At 63.6% G+C, this 18,700-nt stretch carries 14 protein-coding genes and 1 pseudogene; 9 read left to right on the forward strand and 6 right to left on the reverse strand.

Annotated elements, in window-relative coordinates:
* Positions 1 to 43 precede the first annotated feature (43 nt).
* On the forward strand, positions 44 to 1,771 hold the full coding sequence (pilB, locus tag ACVOLL_RS03510) for a type IV-A pilus assembly ATPase PilB (protein WP_481511603.1): 1,728 nt from the start codon (positions 44 to 46) through the stop codon (positions 1,769 to 1,771).
* Positions 1,772 to 1,921: 150 nt separating this feature from the next.
* On the opposite strand, the gene ACVOLL_RS03515 is transcribed toward pilB, so the two are convergent.
* Positions 1,922 to 3,322, reverse strand: coding sequence for a sigma-54-dependent transcriptional regulator (locus ACVOLL_RS03515; RefSeq protein WP_481511604.1), 1,401 nt, complete (start codon positions 3,320 to 3,322; stop codon positions 1,922 to 1,924).
* 58 nt (positions 3,323 to 3,380) lie between these two features.
* Positions 3,381 to 5,006, reverse strand: coding sequence for a sensor histidine kinase (locus tag ACVOLL_RS03520; protein ID WP_481511605.1), 1,626 nt, complete (start codon positions 5,004 to 5,006; stop codon positions 3,381 to 3,383).
* A gap of 256 nt (positions 5,007 to 5,262) precedes the next feature.
* Between ACVOLL_RS03520 and sucC the strand changes: the two genes are divergently transcribed.
* From sucC to ACVOLL_RS03540, 4 genes are all read left to right on the forward strand, one after another.
* Positions 5,263 to 6,432, forward strand: a complete 1,170-nt coding sequence (gene sucC / locus ACVOLL_RS03525) for an ADP-forming succinate--CoA ligase subunit beta (RefSeq protein WP_057629765.1) — start codon at positions 5,263 to 5,265, stop codon at positions 6,430 to 6,432.
* 21 nt (positions 6,433 to 6,453) lie between these two features.
* Positions 6,454 to 7,329: a succinate--CoA ligase subunit alpha gene (gene sucD / locus ACVOLL_RS03530; RefSeq protein WP_481511606.1), complete on the forward strand. Its 876-nt coding sequence runs from the start codon at positions 6,454 to 6,456 to the stop codon at positions 7,327 to 7,329.
* Between the two features lie 779 nt (positions 7,330 to 8,108).
* Entirely contained in the window at positions 8,109 to 8,489 is a 381-nt protein-coding gene (locus ACVOLL_RS03535) for an endonuclease domain-containing protein (RefSeq protein WP_481511607.1), read from the forward strand.
* A gap of 1 nt (position 8,490) precedes the next feature.
* Entirely contained in the window at positions 8,491 to 10,128 is a 1,638-nt protein-coding gene (locus ACVOLL_RS03540) for an NAD+ synthase (protein WP_481511608.1), read from the forward strand.
* Positions 10,129 to 10,696: 568 nt separating this feature from the next.
* On the opposite strand, the gene ACVOLL_RS03545 is transcribed toward ACVOLL_RS03540, so the two are convergent.
* Positions 10,697 to 11,581 carry an outer membrane protein assembly factor BamD gene (locus tag ACVOLL_RS03545; protein WP_481509417.1) on the reverse strand — a complete coding sequence of 295 codons (885 nt, stop codon included), beginning with the start codon at positions 11,579 to 11,581 and terminating at the stop codon, positions 10,697 to 10,699.
* A 117-nt stretch (positions 11,582 to 11,698) separates the two neighbouring features.
* Between ACVOLL_RS03545 and rluD the strand changes: the two genes are divergently transcribed.
* Genes rluD through ACVOLL_RS03565 form a run of 4 tightly spaced genes read left to right on the forward strand, consistent with a single transcriptional unit; the run spans position 11,699 to position 14,397 of the window.
* Positions 11,699 to 12,688 (forward strand): 23S rRNA pseudouridine(1911/1915/1917) synthase RluD, encoded by a 990-nt coding sequence (rluD, locus tag ACVOLL_RS03550; protein ID WP_481511609.1) that lies wholly within the window; start codon positions 11,699 to 11,701, stop codon positions 12,686 to 12,688.
* Complete coding sequence (gene pgeF / locus ACVOLL_RS03555) at positions 12,688 to 13,467, forward strand: peptidoglycan editing factor PgeF (protein WP_481511610.1); 780 nt, start codon at positions 12,688 to 12,690, stop codon at positions 13,465 to 13,467. The genes rluD and pgeF overlap by 1 nt, the downstream gene beginning before the upstream one ends.
* Positions 13,464 to 14,003: a DUF4166 domain-containing protein gene (locus tag ACVOLL_RS03560; RefSeq protein WP_481511611.1), complete on the forward strand. Its 540-nt coding sequence runs from the start codon at positions 13,464 to 13,466 to the stop codon at positions 14,001 to 14,003. Before pgeF ends, ACVOLL_RS03560 begins: the two co-directional genes overlap by 4 nt.
* Positions 13,996 to 14,397, forward strand: coding sequence for a thiol-disulfide oxidoreductase DCC family protein (locus ACVOLL_RS03565; protein WP_481511612.1), 402 nt, complete (start codon positions 13,996 to 13,998; stop codon positions 14,395 to 14,397). The genes ACVOLL_RS03560 and ACVOLL_RS03565 overlap by 8 nt, the downstream gene beginning before the upstream one ends.
* A 160-nt stretch (positions 14,398 to 14,557) precedes the next feature.
* Here ACVOLL_RS03565 and otsA read toward each other — a convergent pair whose 3' ends face one another.
* The 3 genes and pseudogenes from otsA to otsB form a co-directional block, all read right to left on the reverse strand.
* Entirely contained in the window at positions 14,558 to 15,925 is a 1,368-nt protein-coding gene (gene otsA / locus ACVOLL_RS03570; RefSeq protein ID WP_481511613.1) for an alpha,alpha-trehalose-phosphate synthase (UDP-forming), read from the reverse strand.
* Positions 15,922 to 17,700, reverse strand: a pseudogene (locus tag ACVOLL_RS03575) (glycoside hydrolase family 15 protein). Before ACVOLL_RS03575 ends, otsA begins: the two are co-directional and overlap by 4 nt.
* 54 nt (positions 17,701 to 17,754) lie before the next feature.
* Positions 17,755 to 18,501, reverse strand: a complete 747-nt coding sequence (otsB, locus tag ACVOLL_RS03580; protein ID WP_481511614.1) for a trehalose-phosphatase — start codon at positions 18,499 to 18,501, stop codon at positions 17,755 to 17,757.
* Positions 18,502 to 18,700: the final 199 nt, after the last annotated feature.

Here is an 18,700-nt window from a genome sequence, read left to right on the forward strand (position 1 = left end):
GGGCTTGAGGTAATCTGGAGGCCTGCTTTCAGGGGATGCCTCAATGAACGTTGCCACTGCCAATCTTGTCGGAATCACCGGCATCGCCCGCCGCCTGGTCCAGGACGGGGCGCTGGATGAGGCTGTTGCCCGTACCGCGATGGCCCAGGCCGGGGAGGCCAAGGTGCCGTTGGCGCAATGGCTGGCTGACAAGAAGCTGGTGAGCGCCGCGCATATGGCGGCCGCAAACGCCATGGAATTCGGCATGCCGCTGCTGGATGTGTCGGTGTTTGATACCAACCAGAGCGCGATGAAACTGGTCAGTGAGGAGTTGCTGCGCAAGCATCACGTGTTGCCCCTGTTCAAGCGCGGCGGCAAGTTGTTCGTCGGCACCAGCAATCCAACCCAGCAGTTGGATGAGATCAAGTTCCAGACCAACCTGGTGGTCGAGCCTATCCTGGTTGATGAGGAGCAGATCCGCCGGACCTTGGCTCTTTGGTTGGCCAGCAACGAGTCGCTGGGTGAGGGTCTTGGTGGTGACGATGAAGGCATGGGCGACCTGGACGTTGCTGCCGGCGATGAGGACATGGGTAGCGGTGGTGATACCGGCGTCGATGCAAAGGGTGACGACACGCCGGTCGTGAAATTCGTCAACAAGGCGCTGGTGGATGCGATCCGCAAGGGGGCCTCGGATATCCACTTCGAGCCCTACGAGGACGATTACCGGGTCCGTTTCCGTATTGACGGTCTGCTCAAGACTGTGGCCAAGGCGCCGGTCAAGCTGAATCAGCGTATCGCAGCTCGCCTCAAGGTCATGTCGCAGCTGGACATTGCCGAAAAGCGCGTGCCTCAGGATGGTCGCATCAAGCTCAATTTGTCCAAATCCAAGCAGATCGACTTCCGTGTCAGTACCTTGCCGACCTTGTTCGGTGAAAAGATCGTGCTGCGTATCCTTGATGCCAGTGCGGCCAAGCTGGGTATCGACAAGCTTGGCTATGAGCCTGACCAGCAGAAGTTGTTCCTGGAGGCGATCCACAAGCCTTACGGCATGGTGCTGGTTACCGGCCCGACTGGTTCGGGTAAGACGGTGTCGCTGTACACGGCGCTGGGTATCCTCAATGACGATACGCGAAATATCTCCACGGCTGAGGATCCGGTGGAAATCCGTCTACCCGGCGTGAACCAGGTGCAGCAGAACAACAAGCGCGGCATGACCTTTGCGGTGGCGCTGCGTTCGTTCCTGCGACAGGATCCGGACATCATCATGGTCGGCGAAATCCGTGACCTTGAAACTGCGGAAATCGCGATCAAGGCTGCACAGACCGGCCACATGGTGCTATCCACGCTGCATACCAACGATGCGCCGCAGACCATCGCGCGTTTGATGAACATGGGTATCGCGCCCTACAACATCACTTCCTCGGTGACATTGGTGATTGCCCAGCGTCTGGCGCGGCGACTGTGCAGCAATTGCAAGCGTCCGCAGCAGTTGCCTGAGAATGCGCTGCTCGCTGAGGGCTATACCGCCGAGCAGATCGCCAAGGGCGTGCAGCTGTTTGAAGCGGTGGGGTGTGATGAGTGCACTGAAGGCTACAAGGGCCGTACCGGTATCTATCAGGTGATGCCGATGACCGACGATATCGCGTCGATCGTCCTGCAGGGCGGCAATGCGATGGATATCGCTGAGGCCGCACAGAAGATAGGTATCAATGATCTGCGTCAGTCGGCGTTGTTGAAGGCGGCACAGGGCACTACCAGTCTGGCCGAGATCAATCGCGTTACCAAGGACTAAGCTCCGCGTAGTGTGTAGTGCCGAGCCATGCTCGGCAGCGGGGCTGTACCGGTAATGCCCCAGCCGAGCATGGCTCGGCACTACATGAGGGTTATCGGTAACGCCCCAGCCGAGCATGGCTCGGCTCTACTTGGGTTCTGGGTGCCGGCCTTACTCCATGCCCAGCTTTTTCAGCTTGTAGCGCAGCGCACGGAAGGTGATGCCCAGTTGGGCGGCAGTCTTGGTCTTGTTCCAGCGGTTCTCTTCCAGCGCTCTCTGGATCACCGTGCGTTCCATCTGCTCAATGTAGGAAGGCAGGGCAGCGCTGGCGGGGTCGATGTCGACAACGGCTTCCTGGGGAGGGGAGGCAGGTGCAGGAGTTTCACCGTTGGGAATGCGCGGCTGTGCGCTTTGCGGCTGCGGCAGGCGCAGGTCGCTGGCGTCGATGTGGTCGCTGTCGGCCAGCGCCAATGAGCGCTCAAGGATGTTCTCCAGTTCGCGGACGTTACCGGGAAAGGAATACGCATCCAGTGCTTCCAGCGCCGAAGCTGCCAGCTGCGGTGGCTTCTGGCCTTGCTGCTGTGCCAGCCGGTTCAAGATGGTGCTGGCCAGCTGCGGCAGGTCGCCGCGGCGTTCGCGCAACGGCGGCACGCGCAGTTCAATGACGTTGATGCGGTAGTACAGATCGTGGCGGAAGCGCCCGTCCTGCACCAAGGTGCTCAGGTCTTTGTGGGTGGCGGAGAGGATGCGCACGTCCACGATGACTTCGGTGGCAGCGCCGACCGGGCGTACCGATTTTTCCTGGATGGCCCGCAACAGCTTGACCTGCATCTGCAGTGGTAGCTCGGCTACTTCGTCCAGGAACAGGGTGCCGCCGTTGGCCGCTTGGAACAGCCCAGGCTTGTCGGCATGTGCACCGGTGAAGCTGCCCTTGCGATGGCCGAAGAACTCGCTTTCCATCAGCTCGCTGGGGATGGCACCGCAGTTGACCGGGATGAACGGGCCTGTTGCACGCGCGCCCTGGTCGTGGATGGTGCGGGCCACCAGCTCCTTGCCAACTCCAGATTCGCCCAGGATGTAGACCGGTGCCTGGCTACGCGCGACCTTGCCGATGGTGGCGCGCAGCTCATCCATCGCCGGCGAACTGCCAAGCAGGCGGGTGGCGTTTTCCGGCGGCGGCGGGGTACTGGACCGGGCTTCGTTGTTCAGTTCGATGGCGTGCCGAACCAGACCGCGCAGTACATTGATGTCCACCGGCTTGCTGACGAAGTCAAAGGCGCCGGCTTTCAGTGCCTCTACCGCCAGATCCATGCTGCCAAAGGCAGTGATCATCGCCACCGGGGTGGCCGGGTGGTCGCGGGTGATCTCGGTGACCAGTTCGATGCCGTTGCCGTCGGGCAGGCGCATATCGGTCAGGCACAGGTCGAAATGGTTGCTGGCAAGCAGTTCCCTGGCCTCGGCGAGGTTTGCTGCGGTACTGATCCGCAAGCCCATCCGGCCAAGGGTGAGGACCAGCAGCTCACGGATGTCGCGTTCGTCATCGACGATCAGGGCGCTATGTGTTGCGTTCATGAATGGAACGATAGCTGAGGTTGAGGCATGTCTACAAACGATTGCATCGAAAAACGACTCATTGGCGCTGGCCGCGGGCGAATGCGGTTTTCGGGATGCTCAGGGTCAGCCGGAAGCAGGCGCCGCCAGCGGGAATGGATACATAGTCCAACTGGGCTTGATTGGCCCGGCAAAGTTCGCGGGCTATGTACAGGCCCAGCCCGGTGCCATGTTCGGAGGTGGTGTAGAACGGCCGGAACAGTTGGGTGGCGATGGCATCAGGGATGCCTGGGCCGCGGTCCATCACGTCGATGACCGCATTGCGCTCTGCCGAGGCGACCCGGATGCGGATGCGCGCCGACTCATCGGCCATCCGACCATATTTGACGGCGTTGTGGACCAGTGCGGTCAGCACCTGATGCAGGTGCCGGGGGTCGATCATCGCCATCACCGATGGCTCACGGATCACCGCTTCCAGGCTGTCGTTCTCCAGCGAGAGGGTCTGCCGGTACTCGATCACGAAGCGGCGCACGAAGGCGGCCAGGTCGAGGTTTTCCGGATTGGCCCGTTCGCGTCGGGCCAGTGCCAGCACGCTCTCGACGATGCCATTGGTGCGTTGGCACTGCTGATGGATGATCTGCAGCAAGCGCCGGTCGGCCTCGCCAATGTCGTCCGACTCCTCCAGTAGCTGGGTGGCGTAGTTGATTGCTGCCAATGGGTTGCGGATCTCATGGGCCAGGCTGGCGGAGAAGCGGCCAAGCGTGGACAAGGTCAGTGATTCGGCCCGGCGTGAGACCACCGTGGTGTCATCCAGAAAGATCAGCGACATGTCGCTGTCCGCCAGCAGGCGGGCAAAGCGCGGCAGCACTTCGGCCTGCTCAGGGGCCAGCTGCAGCGGTTGTTCGTCTTCGTGCCAGCCGTTGCGCCAGCGCTGCAGGCGTCGGGCAAGCTCTGGTGAAGCGATGCTCAGGGCGACACGCTCGGTGGCCAGTGCACCTTCCATGTCGCCGAGCAGGGCGGTCGCGGCCTCGTTGGCCAGGGTGATCTGGCCGTTGGTATCTACGACCAGTACGCCAGTACGCATGCGGCGGATGATCAGCTCGTTGACTTCGAACAGGTTGGCCACCTCGGCGCCGCGCTGATCGGCCAGCTGCTGGGTGCGGCGGGTGCGGCTGGCGATCTGGTAAGCGATGTAGGTCAGCGCAAGATAGCTGCTGACGAACATCGCCAGCTCGGCCAGGGTGCGGGTGTTCTGCCCGCCTTCCAGCATCTGCCAGATGTACTCGGCAATACTGGCAGTACAGGCCAGCAGCGCTAGCGGCATTGCACGTGACAGGGGTAGCAGCAGGCCGGCGGCAGCAATGTTGAACAGCAGCGACATTGAAATGCCGGCGCTGGCGCCTGGCAGGGCATGGCTGAGCAAGGTGGCGGCGGCGATGTCGATGACCACGCTGCCAATCACGATGCGCTGCAACCAGCGCTCGTTGCGGCCCCAGAACAGCAGTGCAACGGAAACAAGCAGGTAGCCGATGGAGACTGCCTGCGCGAGCTGCGGCTGGTGGGCCTCGCCCACCATGGGGGTGAGTGGCCCGAACACCAGCGCGCTCAGCAGTGCGGCGACCAGCACCCGGTACAACGCAAAAAAGTACAGCTCGCGCGTTGGGATGGATTCGATGCGGTCGATGATCGACGAACTGGGGGCCAAGCCGGATCTCCTATCCAAGCGTAATCGGCTCAGTATAGGTGCGCCGACGGCCGCTCGGGGGACTCTCTGATCTGCTTGCCAATCACCGGCAAGTTACTGAATTGGCGGGTGAAATCGTGCCGGTTCTGGCGATTTGTACAGACTTCTTTGCGTGCTGGCCCGCCGTCGGCGACAATATCGGGCCCGCCCGCCCTGTCAGTCGGCCATTTCTGGCCCTGCGGACTGCGTGCGGTCGTTCCTATTCCCACGGTGACGCATGAATTTCCACGAGTACCAGTCAAAACAACTGCTTGCCGAATACGGCATCCCGGTCCCGGCCGGCAAGGTCGCTGCGACCCCGGACGAGGCTGTTGCAGCTGCCCAGTCGCTGGGCCAGGGCCCCTGGATGGTCAAGGCACAGATCCACGCTGGCGGCCGCGGCAAGGCTGGCGGCGTCAAGTTCTGCAAGACCACCGACGACGTCAAGGCCGCTGCGGCCAAGATGCTCGGCACCAAGATGGCTACCTACCAGACCGCAGGCGTCGAGCTGCCGGTCAACCTGGTGCTGGTGACCACCGCCGGTGAGATCGTCAAGGAGCTGTACCTGTCGGTGCTGGTTGACCGTGGCACCAAGACCATCACCTACATCGCTTCTTCGGAAGGTGGCGTGGAGATCGAGCAGGTTGCTGCTGAAACCCCGGAGCTGATCCACTCGCTCAACGTCGACTTCGTCGAGGGCGTGCAGGGTTACCATGGCCGTGATTTCGGCTTCAAGCTGGGCCTGACCGCCAAGCAGGCTGGCCAGTTCGCCAGCATCATGGTCAACCTGTACCGCCTGTTCAACGAAAAGGACCTGGCGCTGGTTGAAATCAACCCGCTGGCCATCCTGGATGACGGCAACCTGTACGCGCTGGACGGCAAGTTCGACAGCGACGACAACGCCGCATTCCGCCAGAAGGCTCTGGTCGCCATGCGCGACAAGACACAGGAAGACCCGACCGAAGTGATCGCTTCGGAGCTGGACATCAACTACGTCACCATGGACGGCAACATCGGCTGCATGGTCAACGGCGCAGGTCTGGCCATGGCCACCATGGACGTCATCAAGCTCAACGGCGGCGAGCCGGCGAACTTCCTGGACGTGGGCGGCGGTGCCAACAAGCAGCGCGTCATTGAAGCTTTCAAGCTGATCCTGTCCTCGGACAAGGTCGAAGGCATCTTCGTCAACATCTTCGGCGGCATCGTCCGCTGCGACATGATTGCCGAAGGCATCATCGCCGCAGTGAAGGAAGTGGGCGTCAAGGTTCCGGTCGTGGTGCGCCTGGAAGGCACCAACGTGGAAGAAGGCAAGCAGCTGCTGCGTGACAGCGGCATGGCCATCATCCCGGCTGACAACATCAACGATGGCGCCAAGAAGATCGTTGAAGCTGTCAAGAACGCCGCCTGATCCGACACCGAAGGAAATCCAATGTCTGTTTTGATTAACAAGAACACCAAGGTGATCGTGCAGGGCTTTACCGGCCAGCAGGGCACCTTCCACGCCACTCAGATGATCGAGTACGGCACCCAGGTTGTCGGCGGCGTGACCCCGGGCAAGGGCGGCACCACCCACATCGACCTGCCGGTGTTCAACACCGTGGCCGATGCCGTGCAGAGCACCGGCGCCAATGCTTCGGTCATCTACGTGCCGCCGCCGTACGCGGCTGACGCGATCCTGGAAGCCGCTGCTGCCGGCATCAAGGTCATCGTCTGCATCACCGAGGGCATCCCGGTGCTGGACATGCTGCGCGTCAAGAACGTGCTGACCCGTGCCCATCCGGACACCGTGCTGGTCGGTCCGAACTGCCCCGGTGTGATCACCCCGGGCGAGTGCAAGATCGGCATCATGCCGGGCCACATCCACATGCCGGGCAAGATCGGCATCGTGTCGCGTTCGGGCACCCTGACCTATGAAGCGGTCAAGCAGACCACGGAAGTGGGCCTGGGCCAGTCGACCTGCATCGGTATCGGCGGCGACCCGATCAACGGTCTGAACTTCGTTGACTGCCTGAAGCTGTTCAACGAAGACCCGCAGACCGAAGGCATCATCATGGTTGGCGAAATCGGTGGCGACGCTGAGGAAGCTGGTGCCGAATACATCAAGCAGTTCGTGAAGAAGCCGGTTGTCGGCTTCATCGCCGGCGCTTCGGCTCCGGCCGGCAAGCGCATGGGCCACGCTGGTGCGATCGCATCGGGCGGCAAGGGCACGGCTGAGGGCAAGTTCGCAGCGATGGAAGCTGCTGGCGTTGTCACCGTCCGTTCGCCGGGCGACCTGGGTGCTGCCATCGCGAAGCTGGTCAAGTAAGACTTTGCTTCAGTGATTTGAGAAAGGCCACCTTCGGGTGGCCTTTCTTGTTTTTGGGGTGCGGGGGAGGCAGAAGCTGGGGCGAGAGCAAGAGCAAGAGCCTGCCCTCACCCCTACCCCTCTCCCGCGGGCGGGAGAGGGGACAGCTAAAGCCAAGCTGGAAGCCAAAGCCAAAGCCAAAGCCAAAGCCAAAGCCGGAGCCGGAGCCGGAGCCGGAGCCGGAGCCGAAGCCGAAGCCGGAGCCGGAGCCGAAGCCGAAGCCGGAGCCGGAGCTGGAGCCGGAGCTGGAGCCGGAGCCGGAGCCGGAGCCGAAGCCGAAGCCGAAGCCGAAGCCGGAGCCGAAGCCGGAGCCGAAGCCGAAGCCGGAGCCGGAGCCGGAGCCGAACTTCGGCCCAGGCTCGGGCTTTGAATCAATGCTTTGGACTTGGTTCTGCTTCTGGTTGTGGCTCTAGTTCTGGTTTTTGCTTTGGCTCTGGCTCTGGCTCTGGCTTTGGTTTTGGTTTTGGTTTTGGTTTTTGCTGTAGCTGTAGCTGTAGCTGTGGCTGTGGCTGTGGCTGTGGCTGTGGCTCTGGCTCTGGCTCTGGCAGTTGCAATTGCTTTCCCCTCTCCCGCCTGCGGGAGAGGGGTAGGGGTGAGGGCAAGCTTTTGCTTTTGCCTTTGCTTTCTGCAACTGCCAAGGCTTGCCGCAAAAGCGGGGTTCTCTCCATCGGAAAGACGCGTTCCCCCTGATTCCAGCTGCCGCTCCATCAAGCAATCGTCTCCCAACCAAGGAGACAAACATGCGCAAAGGCAGCAAAACCAATACCGCCCGTGCCCTGCGCCGGCGCATGACCGATGCCGAACAGCGCATCTGGTACTTCCTCAGGGGCCGCCACCTCGTAGGCTTCAAGTTCCGCCGACAGCACCCAATCGGACCCTATGTCGTCGATTTCGTCTGCCTGGCGCACAAGCTGGTCATCGAGCTGGACGGCAGCCAACACGCAACCGACCCCAATGACCGCCGCCGCGATGCCTTCCTGCACCGCAATGGCTACCGCGTGCTGCGCTTCTGGAATAATGATGCCCTGAGCCATACCTCCGCAGTTTGCGAAAGCATCCTGCGGGCGGCATCGGTAACACCAAGCCCCCGCAGGGTGCGGGGCCAAGCAGAAGGTTGTTGATATGTCCGAATCGCTACGCATCGCCCTGGCCCAGTTCGATTTCCCGGTCGGGGACGTGGACGGCAACGCAGGCCGCATCATCGAGCTGATGCAGGAGGCGCGTGACGAATACGGTGCCGATGTGGTGCTGTTCCCGGAACTGGCCATCAGTGGCTATCCGCCCGAAGACCTGCTAATGCGCCCGGGGTTCCTGCGCAGTTGCGAGCAGGCATTGGCCCGGGTCGCGGCGGAAGTGCAGGGCATCGTCGCCGTGGTTGGCTGGCCGCAGAGCGCCGGTGCGGTGGTCTACAACGCTGCCAGCGTGCTGCGCGATGGCGGCATCGCCGCCACCTACCGCAAGCGCGAGCTGCCCAACTACGCCGTGTTTGACGAGCGACGCTATTTCGACGTGGATCCGGATGGTGGCAACTGCGTGTTCGAGGTCAATGGCGTGAAGCTGGGCTTGGTGATCTGCGAAGACCTGTGGTTCCCCGAGCCGCTGGCTGCCACCGTCAAGGCCGGCGCCGAACTGGTGCTGGTGCCCAACGCCTCGCCATACGAACGTGGCAAGCACGCCCAGCGCGATGCGCTGCTGGCCGAGCGCAGCCGCGAGAGCGGCGTGGCCATCGCCTACGTCAACACTGTTGGTGGTCAGGACGCGGTGGTGTTTGATGGTGCTTCGGTCGTGGCCGATGGCGATGGCACCGTGCATCCAGCCGCCGTGGCTTTCACTGAAGAAATGCTGGTGGTGGAATACAACGTCGCTGGGCGCAACTTCATGCCGCTGCGCTGGATCGATGATGGCGATGAAAGCATGGATGCATTGGCCTGGCGCGCGGTCACCCGCGGCATCCAGGACTATTGCGGCAAGAATGGTTTCAGCAAGGTATGGCTGGGTCTGTCCGGCGGCATCGACTCGGCGCTGGTGCTGGCCATGGCGGTCGACGCGCTTGGCGCCGACAACGTCACTGCAGTCAGCATGCCGTCGCGCTATACCGCCGATCTGTCCAATGACCTAGCGGTGGAGCAATGCCGTGCGCTCGGTGTAAAGCTGGAGACGGTGCCGATCGAACCTGCGTTCCAGGGCTTGATGCAGTCGCTATCGGCGATGTTTGAAGGGCAGACGGCCGATGTCACTGAGGAAAACCTGCAGTCGCGTAGCCGGGGCGTGATTCTGATGGCGCTGAGCAACAAGTTCGGCGGTCTGGTGCTCACGACTGGCAACAAGAGCGAGTACGCGGTGGGTTACGCCACCATCTACGGCGACATGTGCGGTGGCTATGCGCCGCTGAAGGACTTGTACAAGACGGAAGTCTACGGGCTGTCCAAGTGGCGAAATACCGTGGGCGGCGCGCCGGTGATTCCGCCTGCGGTGATTGCCCGAGCGCCCTCGGCCGAGCTGCGTGACAACCAGACCGACCAGGACTCGTTGCCGGCCTACGATGTGCTGGATGGCATCCTGTACCGCTACATCGATCAGGAACAATCGCGCGAAGACATCGTTGCTGCCGGTTACGCGCCGGAGGTGGTGGACAGAGTGCTGAAGCTGGTGCGTATCAGCGAGTGGAAGCGTCATCAGGCTGCGCCGGGACCGAAGGTGTCGCGCCGCGCGTTTGGGCGCGAGCGCCGCTATCCCATTACCAACGGCTATCGCGGCTGAGCTTTTCGCTGACAGTGCTAGTAAGCAGAAGGGGCCGTTAGGCCCCTTCTGCTTGTGTGTTCAGTGGCGAAACGGTTGATCTGCCTGGGAAGCATCCCACCCGCCTGCAGTTGCAGCATGCGGCCCAGTAGCGGTTCGTCAACTGTATTGCCCCGTCCAACGAGTTTTCGACAAATTCTCTACATATTGCGGGCGCAAGATTGGGCCACAAGAAAATATGGGCTCATCTCTCTCCTTGCCACCGAGTTGTCGGTGGCATTTTATTTTTGGGATGAGGGGGCGTTGGTGAGGGGGCGTTTTTGTGCGGGAGCTTTAGAGCTGCCCTCACCCCAACCCCTCTCCCGTAAACGGGAGAGGGGCTCGTACTGCGTCGGTCGCTAGCGCGCTAGCCCCTCTCCCGTTTACGGGAGAGGGGTTGGGGTGAGGGCGGGCTTCTAGCAAGCAAGCCCAGCCAAAGCCAAGGTCGAAGCCAAGGTCGAAGCCAAAGCCAAAGGAACCACCCCTAGATCCTAAAAACAAGAAAGGGGCCCAAAGGCCCCTTTCCAATCACCAGCAGTACCGAAGCAGCTTACTTGCCGCGGTTCATCGTGGCGTTGCTCTGGCCGGTGGCCACCGAGCGTTCACCCGCGAACGGGTTCAGCTTGCGGATCATCCACGGGTACTTCGGCCAGTTGCCGGCCAGCCACGGATGCTCCGGCTGGTTCAGCTCAAGCACGCGGCGGGCGTCGTCGGCCAGGGTCTTGTTGCCCAGGTTGGTGTAGGCCTCGCCGAGCAGCGCGACGGCGTCGTACTGGAAGGCGCTCTGCGGGTAGGTTTCCAGCAGGTAGTTGGCGCGGCCAACCACGGACACCCAGGCTCCGCGGCGGGCGTAATACAGGGCATCGTCCAGCTCATGCTGGGCGAACACGTCGCGCAGTTCGACCATGCGCTGGCGCGCATCGGCGGCATAACGGCTGTTCGGGTAGCGCTCGGTGACGATATTGAAATCGGCATAGGCCTGGCGCGGGGTCGACAGATCGCGGCGGCTCGGGTCCAGCGACCATACGCGGCGCAGGAAAACCGTATCGCGGTTGCCGTTGGCAAGACCGCGCAGGTAGTACAGGTACGCGATGTTGCGGTGGGTCGGGTAGGTGCGGATGAAGCGGTCGATGCTCGACACCGCGTCATCGTTCTTGCCGGCCTTGTACTGGGCGTAGGCGCTTTCGATCATCGCCTGCTCGGTGTATGGGCCGTACGGGTACTGTGCAATCAAGCGCTTGAAGCTGGTTTCGGCGCCGGACCAGTTGCCGCCCTCCATCAGCTTGTGGCTCTTTTCAAACAGTTGTTCGACCGGCGCGCCTTCGTCGGCGTCCTTCTTGGCGCCGCGATGGCAGCCAGTGGCGACGAAGACCAAAACCAGCAGCAGGGCGGTGAGGCGGACGGGCGCGGACAGCAGCGAAGAGCGTCGGATCATGGGTTCAGGGCAGGACGCGGCAGGAATACGAAGGGGCGATGATAGCCTAGTGGCCTGTCCTGCGACTGACTGTTGTCGTCAGGACCCCATAATTTCGTCTACAGCCGGTCTTTACCCATGTCCGAGAACACCTCTTCCAGCCCGCGCCACGCGCAGGTTCCCGATTCCGCCGCCGGTCGTCGCTTCGACGCGGTCCTGGCCGAATTGTTCCCCGAATTCTCCCGTTCGCGCCTGACCGAATGGATCAAAACCGGCGCAGTTCTGCTCGATGGCGAGCCTGTGCGCCCGCGCGACCCGGTCCGCGGTGGGGAGATCGCCACCCTGAATGCGGTGCTGGAGGTCGAAGTCCATGCCCTGCCGGAGGACATCCCCTTGTCGGTCCTGTACGAGGACGAACACGTGTTCGTGATCGACAAGCCGGCCGGCCTGGTGGTCCACCCCGGCGCAGGCAACCCCAGCGGCACCCTGCTCAACGCGCTGCTGTTCCGGGACCCGGAGATCGCCAAGGTGCCGCGCGCCGGCGTGGTCCACCGCCTCGACAAGGACACCAGCGGCGTCATGGTGGTGGCCCGTACCGTGCAGGCGCAGACCGCGCTGGTTGAGCAGCTGTCCGCGCGTGAAGTGCATCGCCAGTACCTGGCGGTGGTGGTCGGCGCGCTGGTCTCCGGCGGTACCGCCGATGCCCCGATCGACCGCCATGCGCGCGACCGCCTGAAGATGGGCGTGCGCGAGGACGGCAAGGAAGCGGTGACCCATTACCGCCTGCGCGAACGCTTCCGCGCCCATACCGCGCTGGAATGCCGCCTGGAAACCGGCCGTACCCACCAGATCCGCGTGCACATGGCGCACCTGAAGCACGCCATCGTCGGTGACCCGCTGTACGGCGGCTCGCTGAAGCTGCCCAAGGGCGCCACCGACGAGCTGGTCGCGGCGCTGCGCGGGTTCAAGCGTCAGGCCCTGCACGCCGAGACCCTGGAGTTCACGCATCCGATCACCGGTGAGAGCATCAGCAACACCGCCCCGGTGCCGGCCGATCTGCAGGCGCTGATGAAGGCGCTGCGTGAGGACTCCAAGGCCTTCGCCGACCGCGAGCGAGGCCGCTGGTAATGGTGGAGGCGAGTCCGCTGTGGCTGGCCGACTGGCCTGCGCCCGCTGGGGTGCGGGCGTTCACCACGATGCGCCATGGCGCAGGCGGCTCGCAGCCCCCGTTTGACAGTTTCAACCTGGGTAACAGGACCGCCGCCGATGGCGACGATCCGGCCCAGGTGCAGCGCAACCGCGATGAATTGCATCGACTGGCAAAGCTGCCGTCGGCGGCGCACTGGCTGCGTCAGGTGCACAGCAGCGTGGCGCTGCGTTTCGACGCGCCGCCGCAGGCGCAGGGGCTGGACGCTGAGCCAACCGCCGATGCGTCGGTGACCTCGGTGCCGGGCGTGGTGCTGGCCATCCTTACCGCAGACTGCCTGCCGGTGGTGTTTGCCGCCCGCGATGGCAGCGAAGTTGCGGCGGCCCATGCCGGCTGGGGTGGATTGGCGCGCGGCATGCTGGAAAACACAATGGCTGCCATGCACACGCCCGCCGAGGCGCTGGTAGCGTGGATAGGCCCTGCGGCCGGCCCGGCCCTGTACGAGGTCGGCGTCGACGTGCGCGAGGCCTTCCTGGCGCATTCCAGCGCCGCTGAGAGCCACTTCGTGGCCACCCGGCCCGGTCACTGGCTGGTGGACCTGCCTGGGCTGGCCCGACAGCGATTGGTTGCCGCAGGCATGCAGCCGGCGGCAATCCACGGCGGCGACCTGTGCACCATGGCCGATCCGCAGCGCTGGTTCTCGCACCGCCGCGACCGACGCGGCGGCCGTATCGCCACCCTGGTGTGGATGGAGCCTTGACCGCGCCCCTGTTCGCACAGGTGCTGGGTCCGGCGTTTGAACGTTTGGCCCCGCAGGTGCGTGCGCTGCACTCGATCCCTGCGCGTCAGCGCTGGAACGGGCAGGGCGAGGTGCTGCGCGGCAGCCATTGGCTGGTCGCGCCTTGCGCCTGGCTGGCGCGGCTGCCGCCAACCTCCAGCGTGCCGGTGACGGTGGAGTTCCTGGTTGATGCCAACGGAGAACGCTGGAACCGGCAATTCGGACTGGCGCGCATGGCCTCGCGCTTGTGGCAGCGCGATGGGCAGCTGTTCGAGCAGCTTGGCGCGGTGCGCTTCCGCTTCGGATTGCGCGAGGAGGCTGGCCAGATCCTGTGGCGGGCCGAGCGTGTCTGGGCCTTCGGTGTGTTGCCGTTGCCGACCCGCTGGTTCGCGCAGGTGCAATGCCGCGAGCGTGAGCAGGCCGGGCGCTATGAATTCCTCGTGGACGTATCGATGCCGCTGATCGGGCGGCTGATCCGGTACGAAGGCTGGCTGTTGCCGGAGGGCGCGCATGGCTGAGCCTGCGGTGATCGTGTTTGATGGCGTCTGCGCGCTGTGCAGCCGCTGGGTGCGCTTCCTGCTGCGGTTCGATCGGGTCGGTCGCTATCGGTTCGCGGCGATGCAGGGCGGGCAGGGGCGTGCTTTGTTGGCCGCGCATGGGCTGGACCCGGACGATCCCTTGTCGTTCCTGTTGGTCGCCGATGGTGTGGCGTATACCGACACTGACGCGATTCTGCGGGTGGTGACCGGATTGGGTGGGGCTTGGCGGCTGGCCGGGCTTGCGCGGGTGTTGCCGGTTTCTGTGCGGGATCCCGCGTATCGCTGGCTGGCGCGCAACCGCTACCGCTGGTTTGGGCGGCATGACAGCTGTTTTCTGCCGACCGCTGAGCAGCGCGGGCGGTTTTTGGATTGAGTGGGTTGGGTTCTGCTTGCTAGGAGCTTCCCCTCACCCCAACCCCTCTCCCGTAAACGGGAGAGGGGCTAATGCACGTGCAGCCGACGCGATTCTAGCCCCTCTCCCGTTTACGGGAGAGGGGTTGGGGTGAGGGCAGGCTCTTGCCTTCGCTCCAGCCCTAAACCCCCTCCAACGCCAACAGATAATCCCGCCGCCATCGGTGGATATCATGCGTGCGCAGATGCTCCATCATCGCGCGCCAGCGCTCGATCCGCTCTGCCCGCGGCATGTTTGCAGCCGTCGCTATCGCATCGGCCACACCATCCAGATCGTGCGGATTGACCAGCAGCGCCTGCTTCAATTCATCCGCCGCGCCAGCCAATAGCGACAACACCAACATGCCCGGGTTCTCGGGGTCCTGCGCAGCGATGTACTCCTTGGCGACCAGGTTCATGCCGTCGCGCAGCGGCGTTGCCAAGCCGACTGCCGCCTGCCGGTAGAACCCGGTCAGCGTGCTGTGTGCGTAGTTCTGGTTGACGTAGCGCAGCGGTGTCCAATCGGCTTCGGCATGGCCGCCGTTGATATGCCCGGCCAGACGCTCCAGATCGCCACGCAGCTTGCGGTACTCGTTGACGCTGGCACGGGATACCGGCGCGATCTGCAGGAAGGTCATATCGCCTTTCTGCTGTGGATAGCGCTGCAGGTAACGCTCGAAACCGTGGAAACGTTCCGGCAAGCCCTTGGAGTAATCCAGCCGGTCCACGCCGATTGCCAGCTTGCGGTGCTGCAGGCTCTGACGAAGATCGCGCACCGGCTTGTTGCTGGCTGCGCTGCGGGCTTGCCGTGCGATGTGCTCGGTATCGATGCCTATCGGGAATGCGGAGGTACGCACGCGGCGACCATCGGGTGCCTTGATCCAGTCGCTGTCGATCAACGTGCCGCCGCCGAACAGGCGCACATAGGACTGGAAGCGGTCCACGTCACGGCGGGTCTGGAAGCCGAGCAGGTCGTACGAATACAACGCCGAGAACAGTGAGCGGTGGTCGGGCAGGGCCTGGATGAGGTCGGCCGAGGGAACCGGCACATGCAGGAAGAAGCCAATCCGGCAGGCGATGCCGCGCTCGCGCAGCAACGCCGCCAATGGGATCAGGTGGTAGTCGTGGATCCAGACCGTATCGTCGTCACGCAGCAACGGTGCCAGCGTATCGGCGAACAGCCTGTTTACCTTCCAATAGCCCTCGCGCTTGCGCCGGTCGTAGTCCACCAGATCCAGGCGGAAATGCAGCAGCGGCCACAACGCGCGATTGGCGAAGCCGTTGTAGTAGTTGTCCAGATCGCTTTTGGACAGGTCCATCGTCAAATAGCGGATCGGCCCATCCTGCGCTTCATGCAGGGCGCCGCTGTCGACATTGACGCTGCGCCCGCTCCAGCCGAACCATAGCCCGCCACGTTCGCTGAGCGCTGCGAGCAGGCCGGTTGCGAGCCCGCCTGCACGGTTTTCTCCTGGTAGTGCTACCCGATTGGAGACTACAACCAGTCGGCTCACGAAGCCTCCTGCCAACTGCGTGACAAGCGCATCGCAGCGATCACCAAGCCCACATGCGAGTAGGTCTGCGGGAAGTTGCCCCAGGCCTTGCCATCGAAGCCGAGGTCTTCGGATAGCAGGCCCAGATGATTGCGTTGCTGCAGCAGGATCTCGAACATCTCGCGCGCCTCGTCCATGCGCCCGATCGCAGCCAGCGCGTCGATGTACCAGAACGTGCAGATGGTGAAGCTGGTCTCCGGTGTGCCGAAGTCATCCGGGGCGGTATATCGATACAAGGCGTTGCCATGCTTCAGGTCACGGCCGATGGCCTCGACCGTGGCGATGAAGCGCGCGTCGTTGGCATCGATGAAGCCGATGTCGGCCAGCAGCAACAAGGAGGCATCCAGCCGATGACCTCCGAACGTATCGGTGAAGTGGCCAAGCTGCTCGCTCCAGCTTTCGTGCATGATCCGTGCGTGGATCTGGTTGGCCCGTTCGCGCCAGTAGACGGCGCGGCCATCGAGCTTCAAGCGGGTTGCGATCTTGGACAGCCGGTCACAGGCCGCCCAGCACATCGCGCTGGTGTAGGTATGGACTTCGGTACGGCCACGGAATTCCCAAAGGCCGGCATCCGGGACGTCGTGCAGTGCGAAGGCTTGTTCGCCAAGGGGTTCCAGCCGCGCGAAGGTGTGCGCGTCACCCGGGTCCTGCAGACGCTGGTCGAAGAACAACTGGGTGGAGGCCAACACCACGCTGCCGTAGACATCGTGCTGGCGCTGCACCCAGGCCAGGTTGCCGCGGCGCACCGGGCCCATGCCGCAATAGCCGGACAACGAGGCGACTTCCTCCTCGTCGAGCTTGGCCTCGAAGCCGATGCCGTACAGTGGCTGCAGGCTGCCGTCGGTGCTGGCCAGGTTGAAGATGTAGCCCAGGAACTGCTCCATGGTGCGGGTCGCGCCGAGCCGGTTGAGCGCGCGCACCACGAACGCCGCATCGCGCAGCCAGCAATAGCGGTAGTCCCAGTTGCGGCTGCTGCCAGGTGCTTCCGGGATGGAGGTGGTCATCGCCGCGATGATCGCGCCGCTGTCCTCGTATTGGCATAGTTTCAAGGTGATGGCACTGCGTATCACCGCGTCCTGCCATTCCAGCGGCACCGACAGGTAGCGCACCCATTCGCGCCAGTAGTCGCGTGTGCGCTGCATGGCTTCCTGTACGTAGCCGCTGAGTGAGCGGTTCAGCGATTCGTCCACGCCCAGCACCAGGTGCACCTGATGATTGAGCACGAAGGGCAGGGCATCGCGGACGAAGCGCACGGGTACATCGGTGGTCAGGCGCAGCACCAGATCCGGTAGCAACCAACGGATGTGGTTGCTGCCCCAGGTGGTTTCCGGTTGCCGCGCGCCCCAGTCGGCCAACGGCCGTGCGTGCACGGTGATGCGCGGATTGCCGGACAGGGGCGTGACCTAGCGGATCAGGCTGACCGGCCGGTAGAAGCGATCGTTCTGGCGCCAGCGTGGGGCGAAATCGAGGATTTCCAGCGCGCCGCCATGGCTGTCGCGCAGCACCGTGCGCAGGATTGCGGTGTTGGTGAGGTAGGACTGTTCGCTGTCGAGGAAGTCCTCCAGCTCGATGCCGAAGTCACCGCCGGGGTGCTGGTTGGGGCCGAGCAGGGCACAGAAGGCCGGATCACCATCGAAGCTGGGCAGGCAGCTCCAGACCACGCGCGCCTGCTTGTCGATCAGTGCGCCAAAACTGCCATTGCCAACTACGCCAAGGTCGAGGGTGGCGTCTTGCATTGCGTTCTCCTTGTTGCGCGAACACCAGTGGCGCCGCTGTTTCCTCCGGGTGGGTCAGGTAATGGCTGCGCGCAGCCAAGCGTGTACAGCGGGGATGTCCGGTAGCGCTGCAACGGCCACGCTCTCGTTGCGTTGGCCGACAAGTACGCCAATGCCGCCGAGCTGCTGCGCGGCGTGGAAGCCGTGCTCGTCGGTCAGGTCGTCGCCGATGAAGACTGGGCGACGGCCTTGGAAGGGTGGGTGCTGCATCAGTTGCTGCAGGGCGCGGCCCTTGTCGTGGCCACTGCCGACGAACTCGATGACGTGGTTGCCGGGTTGCAGGCGCACGTCATGGAGCTGCGGAAGTTGCGCGTTGGCGAATGCGATCACGGCCGCGCCAGCATCCGGCGCATTGCGCCAGTGCAAGGCCAGTGCCTGGCCCTTGTTCTCGATCATCACACCGGGGTGGGCATGCGCCAGCTGCATCGCGCGCTGGTGCAATGCGTGCAGCCAAGCTGCGGTGTCTGTCTGGGCGGGTTCTGCATCGACAGAAGTGAGCAGTTGCGCGCCATGCAGGCCGGCCATGGGCAGGCGCAGCGGCGCGAACATGGCCTGTAGTTGGCTGACAGGGCGGCCACTGAGCAGCGCCAGCGCGCCGTCGAGACCTTGCTGCACGCTGGCTAGCAGCGCGAGCAGGGACGGGTCGGGCGCCACCTTGTCCGGGTGGTCGGCAAAGGCGAGCAAGGTGCCGTCTACGTCGAGAAACAGTGCGTCGTCGTCTGCCAGCGCCGGAGGGGGCGGTCGCTGTAGGTCATCAAGCATGCGGTCACTATGCCGCAGCGGTTGTTACAGGAAGGTCATTTGGGGCTGAGAGCTTGCTGTACGGGCTTTCAGAGCGGCCTCACCCCAACCCCTCTCCCGCGGACGCGGGAGAGGGGCTCGCATCGCTAGTACTCGTAGTGCACTAGCCCCTCTCCCGTTTACGGGAGAGGGGTTGGGGTGAGGGCGCTCTGAAAGCAAG

This window comes from Stenotrophomonas sp. STEN035 (assembly GCF_056759935.1).